The following is an 18,739-nucleotide window of genomic DNA, read 5'->3' on the forward strand; positions in this document are numbered from 1 at the left end:
GAAAATGAAAAAATTAGCACTTGTTCTATTTTTAGGTATATCCGTTTTTGCGACTCATCTCCATGCTTCCACGGTTAACGGAATCTCTTCATTTACAGTGGGCGGGGATGATATGACCGGGATGGGGATAGGAGTACAGCTTGCAGATGGGACCTGGCAAACAGCAACTTGGACGACCACATCCGGGAATGCAGGAGGCGCTTACTACGGAACAGATTGGTCCCTGAGCTACACCGGAGACGATACCTTCAGCGGCTCCTGGACTTTCAACTCAACACAGGCGGTTTCAGCCATTTATATTGATGCATACAATGCTTCATATGACACTACCGGGGCATTGATCTTTTTCGATATATTTGACTGGTTTGACGGCAACGATTCTACCGGCTTTGCTGATACAGAGGGATCTTTCAGAGGCTGGTGGGACGGTAATAAGGATCCAGACCCGGATACAGCCCTTTCCGAAGGAGATTCAGACGGGTATTCCTGGAAATTCTCAAATGCAATTTCAGTAACCCCGGATGATCCGGTGGGGGATCTATGGGGTCGGCTGGATATTAACTTTGATGAGCTAATAACTTCCTTCAGATTCCGCCTGGATACAGATAGAAGTAGCGATCTTGATCCGTCTCCTGTCCCGGAACCAACAACCATGGTTCTTTTCGGTCTTGGATTGCTGGGCCTGGGAGCCTTGGGACGGAAAAAAACTGTTTAGCATTTTAACCTGAATTTATTTTAGCGGTTCTTCTGAAGACAGAGAGTGCATAGCACTCTCTGTCTTTTTTCCTTCCTTTTTTTTACCTCAAATGGGCATCAACTCTTTACAGACCAAGCTTAAAAATGCCGTCCGGATTGACAGGGCTTTAAGGTTCGTCTGGCAGGCATCTCCCCGGCATGCCCTGCTTTCCGGCTGTACGGTCATTGTCCTGGGCTTTCTGCCCCTGGCATCCCTTTACCTGGTCAAGTTGATCATTGATTCGGTGACCGGGCTGATTTCATCTCCCCCGGCAGGCCTGTTCGATCCGGCTTTTGCAAAGGTGCTCGGTTATGTCGGGCTTGCCTGCGGCATCGGCCTTTTGACGGCCCTGTTCAACTTCACGGCCGATTACCTGAAAAAGGCCCAGAGCCTCACCGTTGCCGATCATATGTACTCCGTCATTCACAGACAGTCCATCCGGGTGGATCTTGACTTTTACGAATCTCCCCAGTACCGGGACACCCTGTTCAGGGCCCAGCAGGAGGGGCCTTTTCGGCCCACAAACATTGTCAACGGATTGTTTGCCGCAGGTCAGAGCGGAGCTTCCTTTGCCGCTGTTTTCTGGCTCCTCTTCCTGTTCAACCCTGTTCTTCCTGTTATCCTGGTCCTGGCCTCCATCCCCGGCATTCTCCTGAGGCTGAAATACTCTAAAAAAATCTATGCCTGGCAGGAAAAACGGACCGAAGAGGAGAGGCGGGCAAGCTATTTTAACTGGATGCTCACCGGGGATGCCCATGCCAAGGAATTCAGGCTCTTCAACCTGGGCCCCCATTTCATTGACCGCTTCAGGGCCATACGGAAAATTCTGAAAAAGGAAAAACTCCGGCTGGAAAAAAGACGGGCCATGGGAGACTTCATTGCCCAGGCCAGCTCGGTTATCTGTGTCTTTGGCTCCTTTGCCTATATTGCATTGCAGACCGCCCGGGCGGAAATCACGTTGGGTGATATGGTCATGTATTTTCAGGCCTTTCAGCGGGGACTTGGATTTTTGAAAACCCTTCTGGAAACCGGGGCACAGATGTATGAGGACAATCTTTTCCTGTCCCATCTTTATGAGTTTCTCAGACTGGAACCGGCCATCAAATCTCCGCTGTCTCCCGCTGCGATTCCGGGAAAAGTTAAAACCGGAATTGAATTTCGAAATGTGAACTTTTTTTACCAAAACTATGGAAAAAATATCCTAGATTGTGTAAACTTTTTCTTAAAGCCTGGGGAAATAATTGCTCTGGTCGGCGAAAACGGTTCAGGAAAATCTACAATTGTAAAACTTTTTACCCGGCTTTATGATCCCTGCCATGGAAAAATTTTTCTTGACGGGGAGGACATCAAAAATTTCGATCCGGCTGAGTACAGAAAAAAGATCAGTGTGGTTTTCCAGGATCATATCCATTACTATCTGAGCGCCAAAGAGAATATCGGACTTGGGGATATCAGTCAGGGGAAAAACCCGGACCGGATAGAGTCTGCGGCAAGGCAGACCAATATCCATGAAAAGATCTGCGGATTGCCCCGGGGATATGAAACCCTCCTGGGCCGCTGGTTTTCATCCGGAGAAGAACTCAGCATGGGCCAGTGGCAGATGATGGCCATTTCAAGGGCTTTTTTCAGGGATGCCGAGATCGTGATTCTGGATGAACCCTCCAGCGCCCTGGATCCGGAAACGGAAATGGCCATATTTTCCACTCTCAGGGCCCTGATCCGGGACCGGTCCGCCCTGATCATCAGCCATAGGTATTCCACGGTAAAGATGGCCGACCGGATACTGGTCATGGACCAGGGCCGGATTGTTGAACAGGGAAGCCACGAGGACCTGATCCGGATGGAAGGAAAATACGCCCGGCTTTACAATACCCAGGCAAAGGGATACAGATAATGGAAAATTATGGAATAGTTGAGAGGTCATGAATTGAAAAAAAGAGACTGCAAGCGGTTCAGCATTCCCGGAACCACGCTTTTTTACAGGGAAAGATCATTTTTCTCATTTAAGGAAAAATACTCTGACGACTACTTTCCGGTTGTTGACCTGAGCAAAGGAGGGGCAAAGTTCCTTTGCCATGAGCGCCTCACCCCGGGCAAGGCCGTGATTGTCAAATTGAACATTCCCGGCAATGACAAAACCTGGGAAATCAATGCCAGCATTAGATGGATCTCGAAAAACCCCGAACAGAGCTACCGCTACCAGACCGGGATTTCCTTTAACCCATTCGGCACCCGAAAAGACAATAACCCCATGGAGATATTGTCTTTCCTGGAGAATCTGGAAGGGGATGCTGAAAAAAAATCTTAAAATGCTCTGGCACCGATGTTGCATTGCTACTTCACATAAGCTATTAACAGCAAAACGGATACACTATCGTTCATTGGAGGATAAAATGAAGCATTTACTACCGGTTCTGGCAATCTTTGTGGTCTTGACGGTTTTCTGTTCTTCAGGCCTGGCCCAGGAAGAAAAAAACAGCTGGGAAGAATCTTTTATAAAGGATCTGACGGCCATCCGATCCCCCCAAAAAACCGATGCCTACGGCTACACCCTCAGTGAAGAAGAGGCACTGGAAACCGCCATAAAAAAAGCCATGGACCAGAAAGCCCCTGCCTGCGAAATTTTGAAGACCGCAGCAGGCCCCGGTTTTAACTTCAATCCCTATTCCGTACTTTCCGGAATTTTCAGTTCAAAAGCCAAAATAGACCTGGAGCTCTTATGCCAGTGTGCCACAGAGACCGGAGACAGCCCCATCCCCAAAAGCCTCATGAATCAGGCCGCCAATGCCGCGGTTGAAGGCAATCTTCTGACCCGGGATGAGGTTACCCAGGCTCAATGCCTCCAGCAGGGACTGGGTTTTACCCTTGCCGAGCCCCTTGAACGGGGTGACGAAAAGGAAAAGCAGCCCAAATATTCAGCAGGCGGATAGCCTTTGCCCGCTGTACCGATTCTTTGATTAAGAAAAACCCTGCTTTCTGAATTCCTAAATTCATGCAGGGTTTTTCTATTGACACCCCCGGACATTTGAATTAAGTAATTATCAAAACTTGGCTCATTTGCCCTTTGTTTTAAATAAGATACTCCCATTGCTATAATCATTTACCTGTCAGGAAACTCTATGATGAAAAAAAGAATCTATCCAAAGCTAATGGCCCTGCTTTTCTTGGCGCTCTTTTTTCCGGTTGCGGCAAGCCAGGCAGCATCAGAGACGGTTCCGGTCGGCCAGTCAGATTCCTCCGCATCCATCCCTACGGGGCAGTCGGAAGGAACTCCGGTCACCGATGAAAAAGGAATTACCGCAGATATTTTCGGCCGGGAAGGCGGAACCTTTCATCCGTTTTTAACCGTCGAAGAAAGATGGACAGACAACCTGTTTATCACTGAGTCCAATGAAAAAGACGACTTTATTACCACGATCACACCGGGGCTCTGGGTGGCTGTTCCGGCCAACCGGGAAAAACTTTTATCCATTGACACCCGGACCACATCTCCGGGCGGGCTTCAGCTCAGCCGGGTGAAGCCCAAGGCGGCCAGAAGATACCAGGCATACGCCCTCTACTCTCCGGAAGTGGTCCTCTATGGAAATAATTCCGAACACGACCACTTCAACCACAAGGCAGAGGCCATGTACCAGTACAATTTAAACAACGGCCTTTCCTTTGATCTGATCGATTTGTTCAAAGACAAGGAGGATATCAGCGGAGACGGCCTCACCGACACATTGTACAGATACCAGAGCAATTTGCTCGATTTTATCACCACCTATGATCCGTCTGAAAAGCTTACCTTAAGGTTTGACTATTCCAATTACTACCTGGACTATAAAGAAGATGTCAACCGGTACAGGGACAGGATGGACAACTCCTTCAACCTCTATGCCTTTTACAAATTCTGGCCCAAGACCTCCCTCTTTGTCCAATATGCCCATGCCCTGATCGATTTTGACCAGGACGATCTCCTTGACAGTTCAGAGAACCGGTACTATGCCGGCGTCAACTGGGCCATGACGGCCAAGACCCGGGGCCGCCTCAAACTGGGATATATCAATAAGGATTTCGACAACGGAGGCTTAACGGACCAGGACGGGTTTTCCTTTGAACTCCAGGCCCAGCACAATTTAAGCGCCAAAAGAAGTATCCAGGTCAATGCCTTCAGAAAGTTCAACGAATCGGATACATCCGGAGCCACCAGTTTTTATGCCACCGGCGTGGATATCGGGATTGTTCAGAGGTTCAATGAAAAATGGACAGGAACCCTGAACGCCAGCCTGGAAAGGGATGAGTACAACGGCATTGACCGGGAAGACAACTATTTGACCATTGGCCCCGTTCTCCGCTATAAACCCAGGGAATGGATGTTCTTTGATTTTGCCTACTATTGGACGACCAATGACTCCAATATCCAGTTCAATGACTATACCAGCCATACCCTGATTCTGAGAGCCAGCCTCTCCCTATAGTTAGAAATGATGATGAGATTCATATTCAAGGTCTTCATATTCATCTCTTTTTTCCTGGTTCCCCTGGATGCCCATGCCCAGGACTACCAGGTGGGCGAAGGGGATATTCTGGAGATCAAGGTCTATGAAAACGAAGACCTGTCCACAACGGTGAGGGTCTCCTCGGACGGGACCATACGGGTTCCCCTGATCGGGGAGATCAATGTCCGGGACATGAGCGTGTCCCGGATTTCAATGAGAATCGAAGAACTTCTGGCCGACGGCTACCTGGTGGCCCCCCAGGTGGATGTATTTATCAAAGAACACAGGAGCAGACAGGCCGTTATCCTCGGCCAGATCAGGAATCCGGGCCAGTACGAGCTGAGGGGAAAAGTCACCTTCCTGGAATTCATCTCAAAAGCCGGGGGCCTGACCCCGGATGCAGGCTCCTCAGCCATTATCAAGAGGACCCGAAAGGGAAGCTCCCAAAAGGATGAAATCCTGGTGGATCTGGAAAAACTCATTAAAAAGGGGGACACCTCTTTGAATCTCCAGATCCAGGGCGACGACTCTATTTATATTTCCAAGGCAAGAACCTACTATGTCTCCGGAGAGGTCAATAAACCCGACTCATACAAGTACGAATCCGATGTCACGGTAATCAAGGCCATTACCAAGGCCGGGGGATTTTCAAAGATAGCGGCTAAGGGAAAGGTGAAAATCATCAGAACCGTAAACAATGAAAAACGAATCTTTGAGCAGGTGAAAATGGACGAGCCGGTTCTCCCGGATGACGTTATCGTTGTCCCTGAAAGCCTGTGGTAGCCATGGTTGAAAAAGAGATCCACCTACGGGATTATTTTCGGATTGTCAAAAAAAGAAAGGCCACCATCCTGACCTTTTTCATTTTAACCCTGGTGGTGGTTGTGATTGCCACGTTCACGGCAACTCCCATGTACCGGGCATCCACCAAGGTCTTGATCGAAAAAGACACCTCCAGTTCCCTGACCAGTTCCTACCGGTATTCCCCCTATGATCCGGAATTTCTGGAAACCCAGTACCAGCTGATCAAGAGCGCGGCCGTGGTGAAAAAAGTGGTCAAATCCCTGAACCCGGAATCCTTTTACGGACTCATATTCAAAACAGAGGAAAAACCCTCATATACGGCCATGTTCAAGACATGGGTCAAGGAAAAGATCTCCTCCTTAAAGGAGATGGCCGGCCTGGAAAAGATATTTGACCAGCCCGGTCAGGGGGCGCCGGTTGAAGGAAGGGTTCCCCTGACCAAGGCCCAGCAGCTGGAGCAGGTGATCCAGGCGGGGATCTCTGCCGAGCCTGTGGCCAATTCAAGGGTGGTGGAGATCGGTTTCATGTCTGCCAATCCCGCCGTTGCCACCAAGGTGATCAACTCCGTTGCCCAGGCCTATATTGACGAGCTTGTGGAAATGCAGATGGAGGTGTCCGGATACAGCATCGGCTGGATGAAGAAAAAGGCCGAGATTCAGCGGGAAAATCTCGAAGAATCCGAAAGAAATCTCAACGATTACAAGAGAAAACATGATATTATCACCGTTGAAGACCGGCTCACGGTTCTGCCGGAAAGGCTCTCTGATCTCTCAAAAAATCTGACCCAGGCAGAGACCCGGAGAAAAGAACTCTCCGCCGTTTACAGCCAGATCCGGAACATCTCCAGAGAAAAACTGGAAACCATACCGCTCATTGTTGAAAATACCTCTGTGGAATCCATCAACAAGGCCATCCTGGCAGCGGAACAAAAGATATCCGAACTTTCAAAGAAATACGGTCCCAAACATCCCAGGATGATCACGGCCAGAAACGAGTTTTCCAGCCTGGAAAAGAAAAAATCAAAGGAATTGGAAAAGGCGGTCCAGACCATTAAAAACGAATATCAGCTGGCCGTCTCCAATGAAAGGGATTTAAAGGAACTCCTGGACCAGACCAAGTTCCAGGCATCTCAACTGGGAGAAAAATCCATCCAGCTGGAGATTCTGAAAAGAAAGGTGGAAACCAACCGGTTCCTCTACGATGCCCTGGTCAAAAAGATGAAGGAAAAGGGGATTACCGAGCAGAGCCAGCCCGTCAATGTCTGGGTCATTGAAGAGGCCGAGATCCCGGAATTTCCCGCCACCCCCAGGAAAAAGAGAAACATCCTGCTGGGGCTGATTCTGGGACTCTTCGGCGGCATCGGACTGGCCTTTTTCCTGGAGTACCTGGACAACACCATTAAAACCCCCGAAGATGTGGAGGAAAACTTTGATCTCCCGGTCATTGCCACCATTGATCTGTTCGAACACAAAAAACAGAGTCTTGTGGAAAATATTCTCAATGATTCCTCTTCCATGGCAGCGGAGAATTTCAAGGGATTGAGGACATCCATCCTTCTCTCCTCTGCAGACAAGCCTCCCAAGATCATCCTTGTCACCAGCATGACCCCGTCCGAGGGAAAATCCTCTGTCTGTTCCTGTCTGGGGGCCACCATTGCCCAGGCCGGCAAAAAGGTTCTCATCATTGACGCGGACATGAGACGCCCCACCCAGCACAAGAACTTTGGTCTGGAAAACAGCACGGGACTCAGTTCCCTTTTGGCCGGAATCGACGGGGAAGATGAAAAGATCGCTGTTCCGTACAAGGAAACCCAGTTGAACATCATCCCCTCAGGTCCGATTCCGCCCAACCCGTCCGAGCTTTTAAGCTCTTCCAGGGTAAAAACCCTTCTGGATAAAGCCTGCGCCCGGTATGACATGGTTATTATCGATACCCCGCCCGTGGCCAGTGTTACAGACCCGGTGCTTCTGAGCCAATACGTGGATGGTGTCATCATCGTGACCTGGGCCGGCCAGACCACCCATGAGATACTCGGAAAGGGCCTAAAACAACTTACGGATATCTCAGCCCCGATCACCGGTTTGGTCCTGAACCGGTTCAGCGCAAAGAAGAGCGGATATTATTACAACTACGGGGATTATTATTACTCTTCCGAGGGTTAAACCGTGAAACGCCCCTTGCTTCCAATCCACATGGCTGTGAGCCCAGGGAAATGATTTTTTTGATCCGTACCATTCCCAGACTTCCCAGATTTCTACTCTTTTTCCTTGTCATCTTTACCCCCCTGGCCTTTGGATCCAGGGAACCCTGGTCCTATGCCGTCATGGAAATCCTGACCGCCATTGGTCTTTTATTCTTTTTCCTCCCGGTTCTATGGAAACAGGAGGACCTTTACAGGGTACCGGGGTTTATTCCCCTTCTGATTTTCCTTTTTTTCATTCTTTTCCAGCTTGTCCCCCTCCCCCCGAGTCTATTGAAAATGCTCTCCCCCCATGCCTTTTCCATTCACTCCCAAGCTGCCGGCCTCATGGAGGCCCAGACCTGGATGAGTCTTTCCGTTCATCCCAAGGCCACCCTCTTCCAATTTTTCCGATACGCCACCTATGCGGCCTTTTATGTTCTTACCGTCCAGGTACTCAAGGAAAAGGAAAACCTCCAGGCCATGACATTTTCCATGGCCGTTTTCGGCGGGCTCCTGGCCTTTTCTTCCATCCTCCAGTTCTACCTTACCCAGGACATGGCCCTCTGGTTCCGATACACGCCTGACAACTCCATTGTCATGGGGCCGTATATCAACCACAACCACTATGCCGGGCTCATGGAGATGATCTTTCCCGTGGTCCTGGCCCTGTTTTTCTTTTACCGGCCCAGGATCGGCAAGACCTCTTTTTTCCGGGGAATCGTCGAAATCCTGAGCCAGGAAAAGGCAAACATCCATATTCTTATCGGAACTTCCGCCCTTTTGATCGTGGTATCCATCTTTGTAAGCCTGTCCCGGGGGGGGATGATCTCCACCTTTCTTGCCCTGGGAGTATTTGCCTGCCTGATGATCAAGCGGAAAATCAGCCGGAAAAACAGCCTTCTCCTTATCCTGGTCATCATGATTGCGGCCCTGTCAGTGGGATGGTTTGGATGGGACCAGATCCTGGAGCGTTTTGCCGTCCTGAAAAAATCAAGCGGCGTCATCCATGAGGGACGTCTTGATTTCTGGAAAGACAGCAGCCGCATCATCAGGGACTTTAAACTGACCGGCTCGGGCATGGGCAGTTTCATCCATATCTATCCCCCGTACAAAACCCTGGTGGACAGGATGTCATTGAGCCATGCCCATAACGACTATATTGAACTGCTGGTGGAGGGAGGGATCCTGGGCTTCGGCCTGGCCGCAGCTTTCCTGATCACCCTTTTCACGACAACCTACAGGGCTTTTTTAAAACGAAGGGATGCATTTTCCATTTACCTTTACATGGGAAGCCTGACAGGAATGGTCTCCATTCTATTTCACAGCTTCACGGATTTCAACCTCCAGGTGGGAGCCAACGGCCTCTGGTTTTTCTTCATGGCCGGCCTGGCCGTGTCTGCGGCCCACACCAATATCAGGCAGAGAAACGCACTGACCCGCCTTCCCGTTGTCGGCCCCGGTTTTGGAAAAAACCTGTTTATCTTTACGGGGAGTCTGTTTGCCCTGGCCGTAATTGTCTTCCAGATCTGCCATCTCCTGGGACTGGTTTATCTTTATCCCATCCGGGGCATGGACATGGACAAGAAACCCAATCCTAGGGTCCTGGAAAAAATCGAGAATCTTGCCCGGTCCGCATCCAGGTACGATCCTCTGCGGGCAGAGCCCAGGTTCATCTTGGCCAATACGGCCTGGCTGAAAAAGGACATTCCGGCTGCCCGGGAAAACTTTAGGGCCGCAGTCCGCCTTGATCCCTTAAATTCCTGGTATTTGAAACGACTGGGCCTGTTCTATAATGAACAGGGCCTGGCCCAAAAGGCGGGGACCGCATTCCGCCTGAGTGCAGAATACACCCCCACCCTTCCTGAGTTTTCCTTTCAATACGGTACATGGCTGTTGAAGAACGGCCAGGCCGGCAGGGGAATCCAGGCCATGAGAACCACCCTGGAACTGGATAAAAAATACGTGGACAAGGTATTGAGCGCCATGATCCTGTCCGGCATTGATTTGGACAGGATGAGAGAAGCCATTCCCGACCGGCCCGGCCCCATGATTTCCTTTGCCCAGTTCTTATATACCATCGGCAAAAAACAGGAGGCCGCCAGGATCCATCTGGATATCCTCGATCTTCTGGGAAAGGGGGATGAAGGTCCCTGGGCCTACTATAAAATCCTTCAGTTCTTTATGCGCCAGAACAATATGAAAAATGCCATGGCCGTCATGGAAAAGGCGGAAACGGCCATGCCGGAAAATCCGGGTATAAAAATCACCCTAGGCGATCTGTATCAACGCCAGGGAATCCTGTACAAGGCCCGTGAAAAATATGAACAGGCCCTTTATGTTGATCCGGGTAATAAAAAGGCCCGGCAGAGAATCCGGAAATTAGAAAAAACAAATTGATGACCATTTTAACGAAAACTTGCCCAGGTGCAAGGCCCAAAGGATTCTATGACCGGAACGTGCTATTGTACGTGAAGATCTTATAGCTGTTCTCAAAAATATGTCCTTTATTTTTTTCGTATATTTGGACTCTGCGCAGTTCCAGGGAAGAGCGAAGGTTTTCGCGGATTGGATCGGGCGGCAGGACAACCCAGGAGAAGGGATCCCTCCTCGGAGAAAATCATGGATGATTTTCGAGAATGAGCGCAAAATTTTTGCTCCTCCCGGCGGTAATCGGAATTTTATTTTAAAAACAGTTATAGAATCCTGCTGCAACCCCGCAGATGGGTGAAGATTCGTTCAAAGACCTAGTCGTTGATATGCTTCTCCACATACTGGGCCATAACTTCATGAATTTTCTGGGGAGGAGAAATCTTGAAATAATTCTCCACCACCACATGGCCGATCTCGTGGCAGGTAACCCGTAAACGGCCGTTATTGGCCGAGTAAAACACCCGGTTCAAATGGGGGGAATAAAAGGCAATATAATCCACCTCCACATTGTAAATCTCCTTAAAGGCCTTTTTCACGGCCCGGGTATGGGGAAGGATCACGATGGAAAATTTCAGGGGGGCAGGATACATATCCAGGACCGCCATGGCCTTTTCAACGATGACATTGAACTTGGCCGCCACCTCCTGTTCAACGGTTTCGCTTCCCTGACGCTTGACCAGGCTTCTCAGCTCTCCGCCCATGTAAAGTTCATCGTTGAACCGTCTCAAGTCAGCCGGATCATCGTAGGTAATGACGGCATACCTGGAGTGAAGCTCAAATGCAAAGCCCTGGGATGCCCAGGCCAGCACCAGGAACAGAACCATCCTGCAGAGCTTTAAGACAGATCGGCCTCCGGGGGCAGGACCCGTTTCAGAGTCTGGGGCTGGTGTTGAATGAATACTCATTTACCGTGACTTCAATATTTTTCTGGCTTTCCCTTATGGTTTCAAGGAGTTGGGCGAATTTTTCCCTGTCATCCTCCCCCAGTTCATTTTCAATCTGCCGGGATGAAATGGCGATCTTTGAATTGAGTTCCTCGATAAAAAAGAGGTTTTCCGAAAGCCTTGAATTAAAGGCATTGATCTTTTCCGCCAGGTCTTTTCCCGCATCCTTTTCCCTGAGAACCACTGTTCTTGAAATATCTCCCCCGATCATCTCATCCAGGGCCCTTTCAAACCGGTAAAAGGGACCGGCAATCCTGTGGGTCAAACGCAGGGTGATAAAACAGATCAGAACCCCGCCGATGACAATGAAAAGCCATTGGGTGCTCAGGATTTTTTTGAACAGGATCCCCGGGGTTGTCCCCAGGTGGAGATGATAGTTCTCATAGACAATGGAAAGGGTATTTGAGGAAAAAAAACTGAATATCCCCACAAAAAGAATACTTCCCAGGGTCAGGAGTATGAAGTAATTAAAGATGAACTTTCCCTGGAGGTCCTTGTTGATAAAATAAATTTTGCGTTTTTGCTGGCCGTTCATTTTTCCCTCCAGATTTCGGCGTTCTCTTTTAATTTCCGGGTCCATTTTTCCATGAGAGCCTCCCTTTTCTTATCCCGGATAAAGTCAGAGATGTGCTTCTCATCCGTCTCCCGGATCCCGGAGGAAACCTCTTCCAGGGCAATAATCTCGTCAAGCCGGTAAACCATGACGCCCATACCCGACACCACGGGTTTTGACGACTCCCCCTTGTCCAGCCCCAAAACAATATATTTCAGTTCATCTGAAATATCGACAAAATCGGATTCTATTTTCTGGGGGGTTTGATCCTTGCCGGCCTCTGCATCCTCAACAGATTTATACCCGAATTTAGAGATGACCACCCGGCTGCCGGCCAGTTTCTGATATTTTTCGATTTCCCCTTGCCCGACCTCCACCTCAAGGGAGTTCAGCTTTCTATCCAGAAGAATTTTGATCAGGGACTGCTCATAATAATTTTCCACGGATCTGCGGAAGGGCTCCTCCTTATTGATCTCCTCCTTGACCGCCTCCTGGATCAAAAGCTGCCGGGTGATGACCGAGTCAATGAACTCATCCCGGGTCATGTAATAGGGTTTGGTTTTCATCAGTCCCTCAAGTTCCGACTCGGTAATGATCCTGTCATTGATCACAACGGCCGGCTTGGAAATCTCTACCCGGGGGGTGATGAGACCATAGACGGCCAGCCCGGAAAAGATGACGATGATCCCGGCAATATAGTAAATATACCTCATCCTGGTTGTTCTCCCTGAAAAATTATATTTTTCGGCATAAATTAAATATCTCCGATTCTTTTTTCCGGACAGGCCAATCTATTCCTGCCCGGTGTCGGTAATGAGGCGTCCGGTGTTTTTCTCCACCTGGACAGCCCTGTCATCATAAAGCTTGAGCATATGATAGTCCTTGATATTGGTAATCTCAAGCTCAGGCAGTTGATGGGTTTTCAGCCATTTGCGGATAATGGGCAACTGCTCGGGATCAACGGCCCGGGCCGTAAAGATCTTTACCCGGATCCCGTTGTTGATCATCTTTCTGACCAGGGCCACCATGGCCGGAACAGGCTCTCCCACCGTATCAAGGGATGAGCTGTTGTCATAGACGGCCAGGGTGCCGTCCAGGTCCACACCGATCCAGGGCCCGGACAGGCTGTCATCGGATTCCCCCTTTGAGGGATCCGGTCCGGACCGGGCTCCACGGATAACATACTCTTTTGATGCCTCTTCTTTGGCCTTTTCCAAATACTTCTTTATCGAGTCAAACATGGCCCGATTATACAATGGATAGGTTTGAAATCAATTAAAATATAAAATCTGTGTCCCAACTTCTTTTGGATCAGGCTCCGGGCTTGTCCCGGCAGGACCGGATGGCATGGGCCCTCAGCCGGCCCTGGATATGAAGAGACAGGGCGGCCACGGCCCTGTCGCAGGTCGTGAATACAGGCACCCCCCGGGCCATGACTCCATCCCTTAGGGGATCGTAGAGGCGGCCCCCGTCCACCACCGTGACAATGGGGATCAAACTCCTTTGGGCAAGGTCTGTGATCAGGTTCAGAATCCCGTTTTCATGGTTCATGTCATACCCCCGGCTTTTTTCCAGGGTCTTCATGGCAGGCGACATGGGATCCAGACTCAGAACCACGGCATCCACATTGGGATCCCGGACCAGTATCCCGGTAATTTCGGCATGGGTGAGATCGTCGGCACCGGGATTGATATCCAGGGGATTGGCCAGGGTCACCAGATCTTCCAGGCCTTTGGCTTCAAGGACCTTGGCGATTCTCTCCCGGGTCTTGCCCCCGAATTCAGCCAATTCCATCTGGAAATCATCGGACTGGATGGAATCTGCCATACCCACAGCCTCAAATCCTGCCCCGGACACGGCGGCCAGACGCCTTCCCCGGATCTGTTTTCGGCCCAGGGTTTCGGCCAGGAGCATGAGGTCCTGGAATTCCGTGAAGTTCCTGGCCACCACGGCCCCGGCCTGGGACACGCAGCTTTCGCAGACCATATAGTCCCCGGCAAGGGATGCGGTATGGCTCCCCGTTGCCGCCTTTCCCTCCGGGGTACGCCCCGCCTTATAGAAAACCACTTCTTTTCCCGCCAGCACGGCCTGCCGAACCCCCCGGCAGAATTCAAGACCGTCCAGGTCCTTGAACCCCTCGGCATAAACAGCAATCACATCCACCTGGTCGGAATCTTTAAAATAATGGATCATATCCCCCAGGGTCAGGTCGGTCTGGTTGCCCATGGAGATCATATAGGCCGGGGCAAGCTCGGGTCTCTGGTGGGTGCGAAGGAGCATGAACGCCCCGCTCTGGCTGATCAGGGCGGCCCGGCAAGCCGGATTCCCCCTCTGCTTGGGCAATTTCTCCTCCGGAATAAACCAGGTATCGTATCTGCCCGGTTTGGAAATCACCCCCATGGAATTGGCCCCCAGAAATACAGGCCCCCCCTTGTCCCGGGAATGACTCTTCTCAATTTTCAGCCCCACCTGTTCGGCCCTGCCCCGGGTTTCTTCAGTCTCCCCCATGCCCCCAGGGATGAGCATCACCGACCTTGCCGCATCCAGCCGGAGAATCTCTTCCACCAGGTTTGGAACCTTTTTGGCCCCCACAGCCACAATCAATAAGTCCAATTTCCGGTCCAGATCCGAAAGCCGGGGCAGGCAGGAAATCCCCTTGATTTCTTCTGTCCCCTCCCGGAAAATGACCAGGTCTTCTTTGGGGAACCCCTCGGCCAGAACATTGTCCAGGATAATCCGGCCGAAGTTCCTTCGCCTGACAGATACCCCGATGATTCCCATGGTCCGGGGATGGAGCAGGCTGTGAATCCCGGCCACGGGCCTTCCTGCCGGCCGGGAACCCGGGTCTGAGAACCGGCACAGTCCGTCCAGGGGAACCATGAGATAATCTGTAAAAGCAAAGGGATTGATCTCCAACTCATCAATCACAAAAGGGGCCTTGGGGTTCAGGGGGGAATAGAACCTGCCGATGCGGATAAAGGACTCAAAACATTCAATGAGCTGGCCGTCGGTGACAATCCGCCTCTGTCCCCGGGTCAGCCCGGCAAGCTTCCGGTATGAGATGGTCTGCTTGAAGATTTCGAAAAACCTCCTGCCGTCGTTCATATGAATGGAACAGGCCACAATGGCCTGCCCCTTTCTGAACCGCCGGGCATAGAGTTCGGTATCGGTCCCTCCCAGGCCCGCGCTCAGAATGGTGCCGAATTCCCGGGTATGGCGAAGCCCAACGATGAGTTCATTGCCGAAAGCCTCGGAATCCGGGGGCATGAACTGGACCTGGAGGATTCCCTTGATGTCCCGGTCCACGGCCCGGACCAGTCCGTCATGGTCCAGACCCTTGTAGGAATCCGGAATTTCCCGGGGCTGATCCCGGATCCATCGGGCGTAATTTTCCGGGACTTCATGGAACATCCGCCGGACCGCGGAACGGATCTTATGGGCATCCTTTTCCACGATGGAGACCCCACCCACCTCTGTCTTGTGGACAATCATGGGGGAAACGATTTTAAGCACGGTCCGGGAGCCGGGAATGGCCGTCAGATCCTCGTCGGAAAGGCGGTCCCCCTTTTGAATCATCCGGCTCCCGGGCGGAGTCTCCGCTCCGGACCGGGCCAGGAGGCGATATACCTCATCTTCGTACAGGAAATACCGTCCCTGCCGGGCCGACCCTTCCAAAAGCCGGGTAATGGAATCAAAATCTATGGGGATATCCATTCTTTTCCCTTTAATTTAAGGATTCATCGAACCGGGCAAAGGCATCTGCCAGACGGCGCACCCCCTTTGCCAGATCCTTTTCAGGATAATAGGCAAAACAAAGCCGGATATAATTGTGCAGTCCGTTTCGGCTTGAGAACAATTTTCCGGCAAAATAATCCACCCGGCATTCCAGACCAATTTTTCGCAATGCAGAAGCATCCACATGATCGGGCAGCCGCACCCAGACAAAGTATCCGCCTCCGGGAACATAAAACCGGATCCGGCCCTTTAGATATTGCTCCAGCTGCCCGCATAAAAAATCCCGTCTTTGGGAATATATCTGTTTCAATTTTTCAATGTTGGCAGCCAGGAATCCCTTCTCCATAAATGCGTTGACGATCCGGGAAGTAAAGGGATTCAGGCCTCCTCCGCTGAGAACCAGCCCGGACCGGTCCAGTTTTTCCACCAGATCGGCCCGGGCATGAATCCACCCCAGCCTCAGCCCGGGTGCCAGTACCTTGGAAAAGGAACCCAGGGAAATCAGGGGGCAGTCACCACAGAGGCTTCCCATGGGAAGGATCTCTTCTCCGGTATAATTTAAAAAATGGTATACCTCGTCCGCCACAATTAAAACCTGGTGTTCCGAACAGATCCTAGCCAGTTCCCTTCGCCTCTGATTGGACAGGGTCACGCCGGCCGGGTTGTGATAGGTGGGAATGGTATAGAGAAAGGCCGGATTTGATGTCTTGAGTTTTTCCCTGACCTCATGGATGACCAGTCCGTTTTCATCCACTGGGATGCTGACCAGGTTCAGCCCGTGGTCTCCAAATATCTTAAAGGCCAGGAAAAAACTGGGCTCTTCCACCAGAACGGTGTCTCCGGGCCGGGTGAACAGGGTGCAGATCAGATCCAGGGCCTGGGAATTTCCATTGGTGACAAAGAGCTGGTCCGGCTGAACCGGATCCGGATACTGATGGGTGAGGAACCGGGCCAGAAGTTCCAGAAAATCCTCATTCCCTTTTCCGGAGCCGTAGTTGAGAAAGGACCGGTCATCCGTTTTCAGGCCCAAAGATGCCGCCTCTTCCAGTTCAGTCAAAGGTAGCAGATCCGGGTCCGGCTGCCCGATCCCCAGGTGAATCACTCTTTTTGAAATCACTGGATTTGAAAACCTGCCGTTTTCGGCCATCTTAGATCCCCCTGGCTGATAGCTTGTGTATAGATACGGGAGAATCCATCTTCTATCCCCTGCATAAAAAATGGAGGTTAAACCCGTCATTGGGGATGTCCAGGACTTCCACCCGGTCAAACCCGGCCCGGGCCAGAAGCGCCAGGGCCTTTTCCTTTCCCCACATCATGCCCAAGCCCCTGCCCCGGTCATTGAGGCCCACGGGCATGCAGTGCATCAGGCTGACCGTATAAAGAAAAGGCCCCATGGGATGATCCAGGTTGTCCCGGTGCCGGGACCCGGCCTTGATATCCACCATGGAAAAAAGCCCCCCGGGCGACAGCATATGGCGGATGGATTCCAGGGCCTGCAGGGGATGGGACTGGTCGTGGATCGCATCAAAGGCCGTGATATACTCAAATTGATGCCGGAATTCTTGATCCTCTTTTAGCCGGGCCGCGTCCAGAACCCGGTAGTTTACGTTTGAAAGATCCTGTGCCGAGGACCGGGCCCGCTGAATCGCCTCTCCATGGTTGTCCATGCCCATGAACTCGGACCGGGGAAAAGCCCGGGCCATGAGGTTGAGAGCCACTCCCTGGCCGCAGCCCAGATCGCAGACCCGGATGCCCTTTTCCAGGCGGGAAATCAGCTTCCCCCCATCCACAGAGGGAAGAAAATTCTGAATCAGGGTCTGCTCATGCTTGGCATCGGCCAGTTCAGACATAAAGGCCTGGAAATCCGGATAGGCGGAGAACGGGACTCCCTCTCCCGTGATAAATCCCTGCTCCACCCCTTGAAGGGCCGAAAGTGTGAGCAAAGGAATTTCCTGGGTGTATACCCCCAGGTTGTTGCTCCCGGCCTTCCGGGTCAGAACTCCGGCATGGGACGGGGGAAGAAAATAGTGATCTTCCCCGGAAGAATCAGCGGACAATTCAATAATCCCTCCGGTCACCACGATCCCCAGCCATTCCCTCAGATACCGTTCATCCAAACCGGATTTTCCGGCCAGATCCGGAATCGTCATTGGCCGGTTCAGATCTTCCATGACATCGAAGATCCGGTGTTTATATCCGATCCCCAGGGCCAGGTTCAACGCTCCATAGTTCAGGATGGTGACCAGCTTATCTTCAAATTTTTCCATTTTCATGAAATATCGGGGTTCAGGGTCCATTTGATAAACCAGCCTTTTTCATCCTGATCCATGCAGACGATCCCCGAGTTTTGAAACTTGAGGACCCGGGGCTCCTCCCGGTCCGCCGTCAGATAGGAGACCAGTTTTTCCATGAAGGGCAGATGGCCGACGATCATGTGGCCGGAACCCGGGTCAAGATCATTTCCAAACGGTTTGACATCGTCCATGGGCATGATCCCGGCCAGAGTCTCTACCGAATTTTCAGGTTTGAGAATTTCATGAAAGATCTCTGCGGTCTGCCCGGCTCTTTTCTTTCCCGAATGCAGGATCTTTGTGGGCCGGATCTTATAATTTTCCGCCACCCGGGCGATTCTCAGGGTCTCTTCCCGGCCCGGGACCGATACCCCCTTTTCAGGATCTTCGGCCTTGGGCAGGCTCAGGCCGTGCTGGACAAGAAATATGGACATGACGCCTCCTCTCATTCAAGGTTTTCTTCTGCATACCATTTTTACCGACGATTTCCAATGATTTGAACCTTCCGGCCAGGGAAGGCATCCATGAAAATTTTAATTTTCCCGGGCTTGATTAAAATATTTTTTAAATTCTGCCTATATTT

At 51.2% G+C, this 18,739-nt stretch carries 16 protein-coding genes; 8 read left to right on the plus strand and 8 right to left on the minus strand.

What is annotated here, in order from left to right; translation table 11 throughout:
* Positions 1-4 precede the first annotated feature (4 nt).
* From F608_RS0107875 to F608_RS0107910, 8 genes are all read left to right on the plus strand, one after another.
* Positions 5-715 carry a PEP-CTERM sorting domain-containing protein gene (locus F608_RS0107875; protein ID WP_022665087.1) on the plus strand — a complete coding sequence of 237 codons (711 nt, stop codon included), beginning with the start codon at positions 5-7 and terminating at the stop codon, positions 713-715.
* 91 nt (positions 716-806) lie between these two features.
* Positions 807-2,630 carry an ABC transporter ATP-binding protein gene (locus F608_RS0107880; RefSeq protein ID WP_022665088.1) on the plus strand — a complete coding sequence of 608 codons (1,824 nt, stop codon included), beginning with the start codon at positions 807-809 and terminating at the stop codon, positions 2,628-2,630.
* Between the two features lie 33 nt (positions 2,631-2,663).
* A complete protein-coding gene (locus F608_RS0107885; protein WP_022665089.1) occupies positions 2,664-3,044 on the plus strand; it encodes a PilZ domain-containing protein in 381 nt (126 codons plus the stop codon).
* Positions 3,045-3,129: 85 nt separating this feature from the next.
* Positions 3,130-3,666 carry a hypothetical protein gene (locus F608_RS0107890; RefSeq protein ID WP_022665090.1) on the plus strand — a complete coding sequence of 179 codons (537 nt, stop codon included), beginning with the start codon at positions 3,130-3,132 and terminating at the stop codon, positions 3,664-3,666.
* Between the two features lie 189 nt (positions 3,667-3,855).
* Positions 3,856-5,196, plus strand: a complete 1,341-nt coding sequence (locus F608_RS0107895) for an outer membrane beta-barrel protein (RefSeq protein ID WP_022665091.1) — start codon at positions 3,856-3,858, stop codon at positions 5,194-5,196.
* A 12-nt stretch (positions 5,197-5,208) separates the two neighbouring features.
* A complete protein-coding gene (locus tag F608_RS0107900; RefSeq protein ID WP_244154253.1) occupies positions 5,209-6,000 on the plus strand; it encodes a polysaccharide biosynthesis/export family protein in 792 nt (263 codons plus the stop codon).
* A gap of 2 nt (positions 6,001-6,002) precedes the next feature.
* Entirely contained in the window at positions 6,003-8,183 is a 2,181-nt protein-coding gene (locus F608_RS0107905) for a GumC family protein (protein WP_027362567.1), read from the plus strand.
* 59 nt (positions 8,184-8,242) lie between these two features.
* Complete coding sequence (locus tag F608_RS0107910) at positions 8,243-10,600, plus strand: O-antigen ligase family protein (protein WP_161626837.1); 2,358 nt, start codon at positions 8,243-8,245, stop codon at positions 10,598-10,600.
* Positions 10,601-10,947: 347 nt separating this feature from the next.
* Here F608_RS0107910 and F608_RS0107915 read toward each other — a convergent pair whose 3' ends face one another.
* From F608_RS0107915 to sixA, 8 genes are all read right to left on the minus strand, one after another.
* On the minus strand, positions 10,948-11,457 hold the full coding sequence (locus F608_RS0107915) for a hypothetical protein (protein ID WP_022665095.1): 510 nt from the start codon (positions 11,455-11,457) through the stop codon (positions 10,948-10,950).
* A 46-nt stretch (positions 11,458-11,503) separates the two neighbouring features.
* Entirely contained in the window at positions 11,504-12,112 is a 609-nt protein-coding gene (locus tag F608_RS0107920) for a methyl-accepting chemotaxis protein (RefSeq protein WP_022665096.1), read from the minus strand.
* Positions 12,109-12,843: a hypothetical protein gene (locus tag F608_RS0107925; RefSeq protein WP_022665097.1), complete on the minus strand. Its 735-nt coding sequence runs from the start codon at positions 12,841-12,843 to the stop codon at positions 12,109-12,111. The genes F608_RS0107920 and F608_RS0107925 overlap by 4 nt, the downstream gene beginning before the upstream one ends.
* Before the next feature lie 78 nt (positions 12,844-12,921).
* Positions 12,922-13,347, minus strand: a complete 426-nt coding sequence (locus F608_RS0107930; RefSeq protein ID WP_244154254.1) for a hypothetical protein — start codon at positions 13,345-13,347, stop codon at positions 12,922-12,924.
* A gap of 94 nt (positions 13,348-13,441) precedes the next feature.
* Positions 13,442-15,844, minus strand: a complete 2,403-nt coding sequence (locus tag F608_RS0107935) for an acetate--CoA ligase family protein (RefSeq protein ID WP_022665099.1) — start codon at positions 15,842-15,844, stop codon at positions 13,442-13,444.
* A gap of 10 nt (positions 15,845-15,854) precedes the next feature.
* Entirely contained in the window at positions 15,855-17,012 is a 1,158-nt protein-coding gene (locus F608_RS0107940; RefSeq protein ID WP_022665100.1) for an aminotransferase-like domain-containing protein, read from the minus strand.
* Positions 17,013-17,064: 52 nt separating this feature from the next.
* Complete coding sequence (locus F608_RS0107945; RefSeq protein WP_022665101.1) at positions 17,065-18,162, minus strand: class I SAM-dependent methyltransferase; 1,098 nt, start codon at positions 18,160-18,162, stop codon at positions 17,065-17,067.
* Positions 18,135-18,590, minus strand: a complete 456-nt coding sequence (gene sixA / locus F608_RS0107950; RefSeq protein ID WP_022665102.1) for a phosphohistidine phosphatase SixA — start codon at positions 18,588-18,590, stop codon at positions 18,135-18,137. Before sixA ends, F608_RS0107945 begins: the two co-directional genes overlap by 28 nt.
* Positions 18,591-18,739 lie beyond the last annotated feature (149 nt).

The organism is Desulfospira joergensenii DSM 10085, from assembly GCF_000420085.1.
GTDB lineage: Bacteria > Desulfobacterota > Desulfobacteria > Desulfobacterales > Desulfobacteraceae > Desulfospira > Desulfospira joergensenii.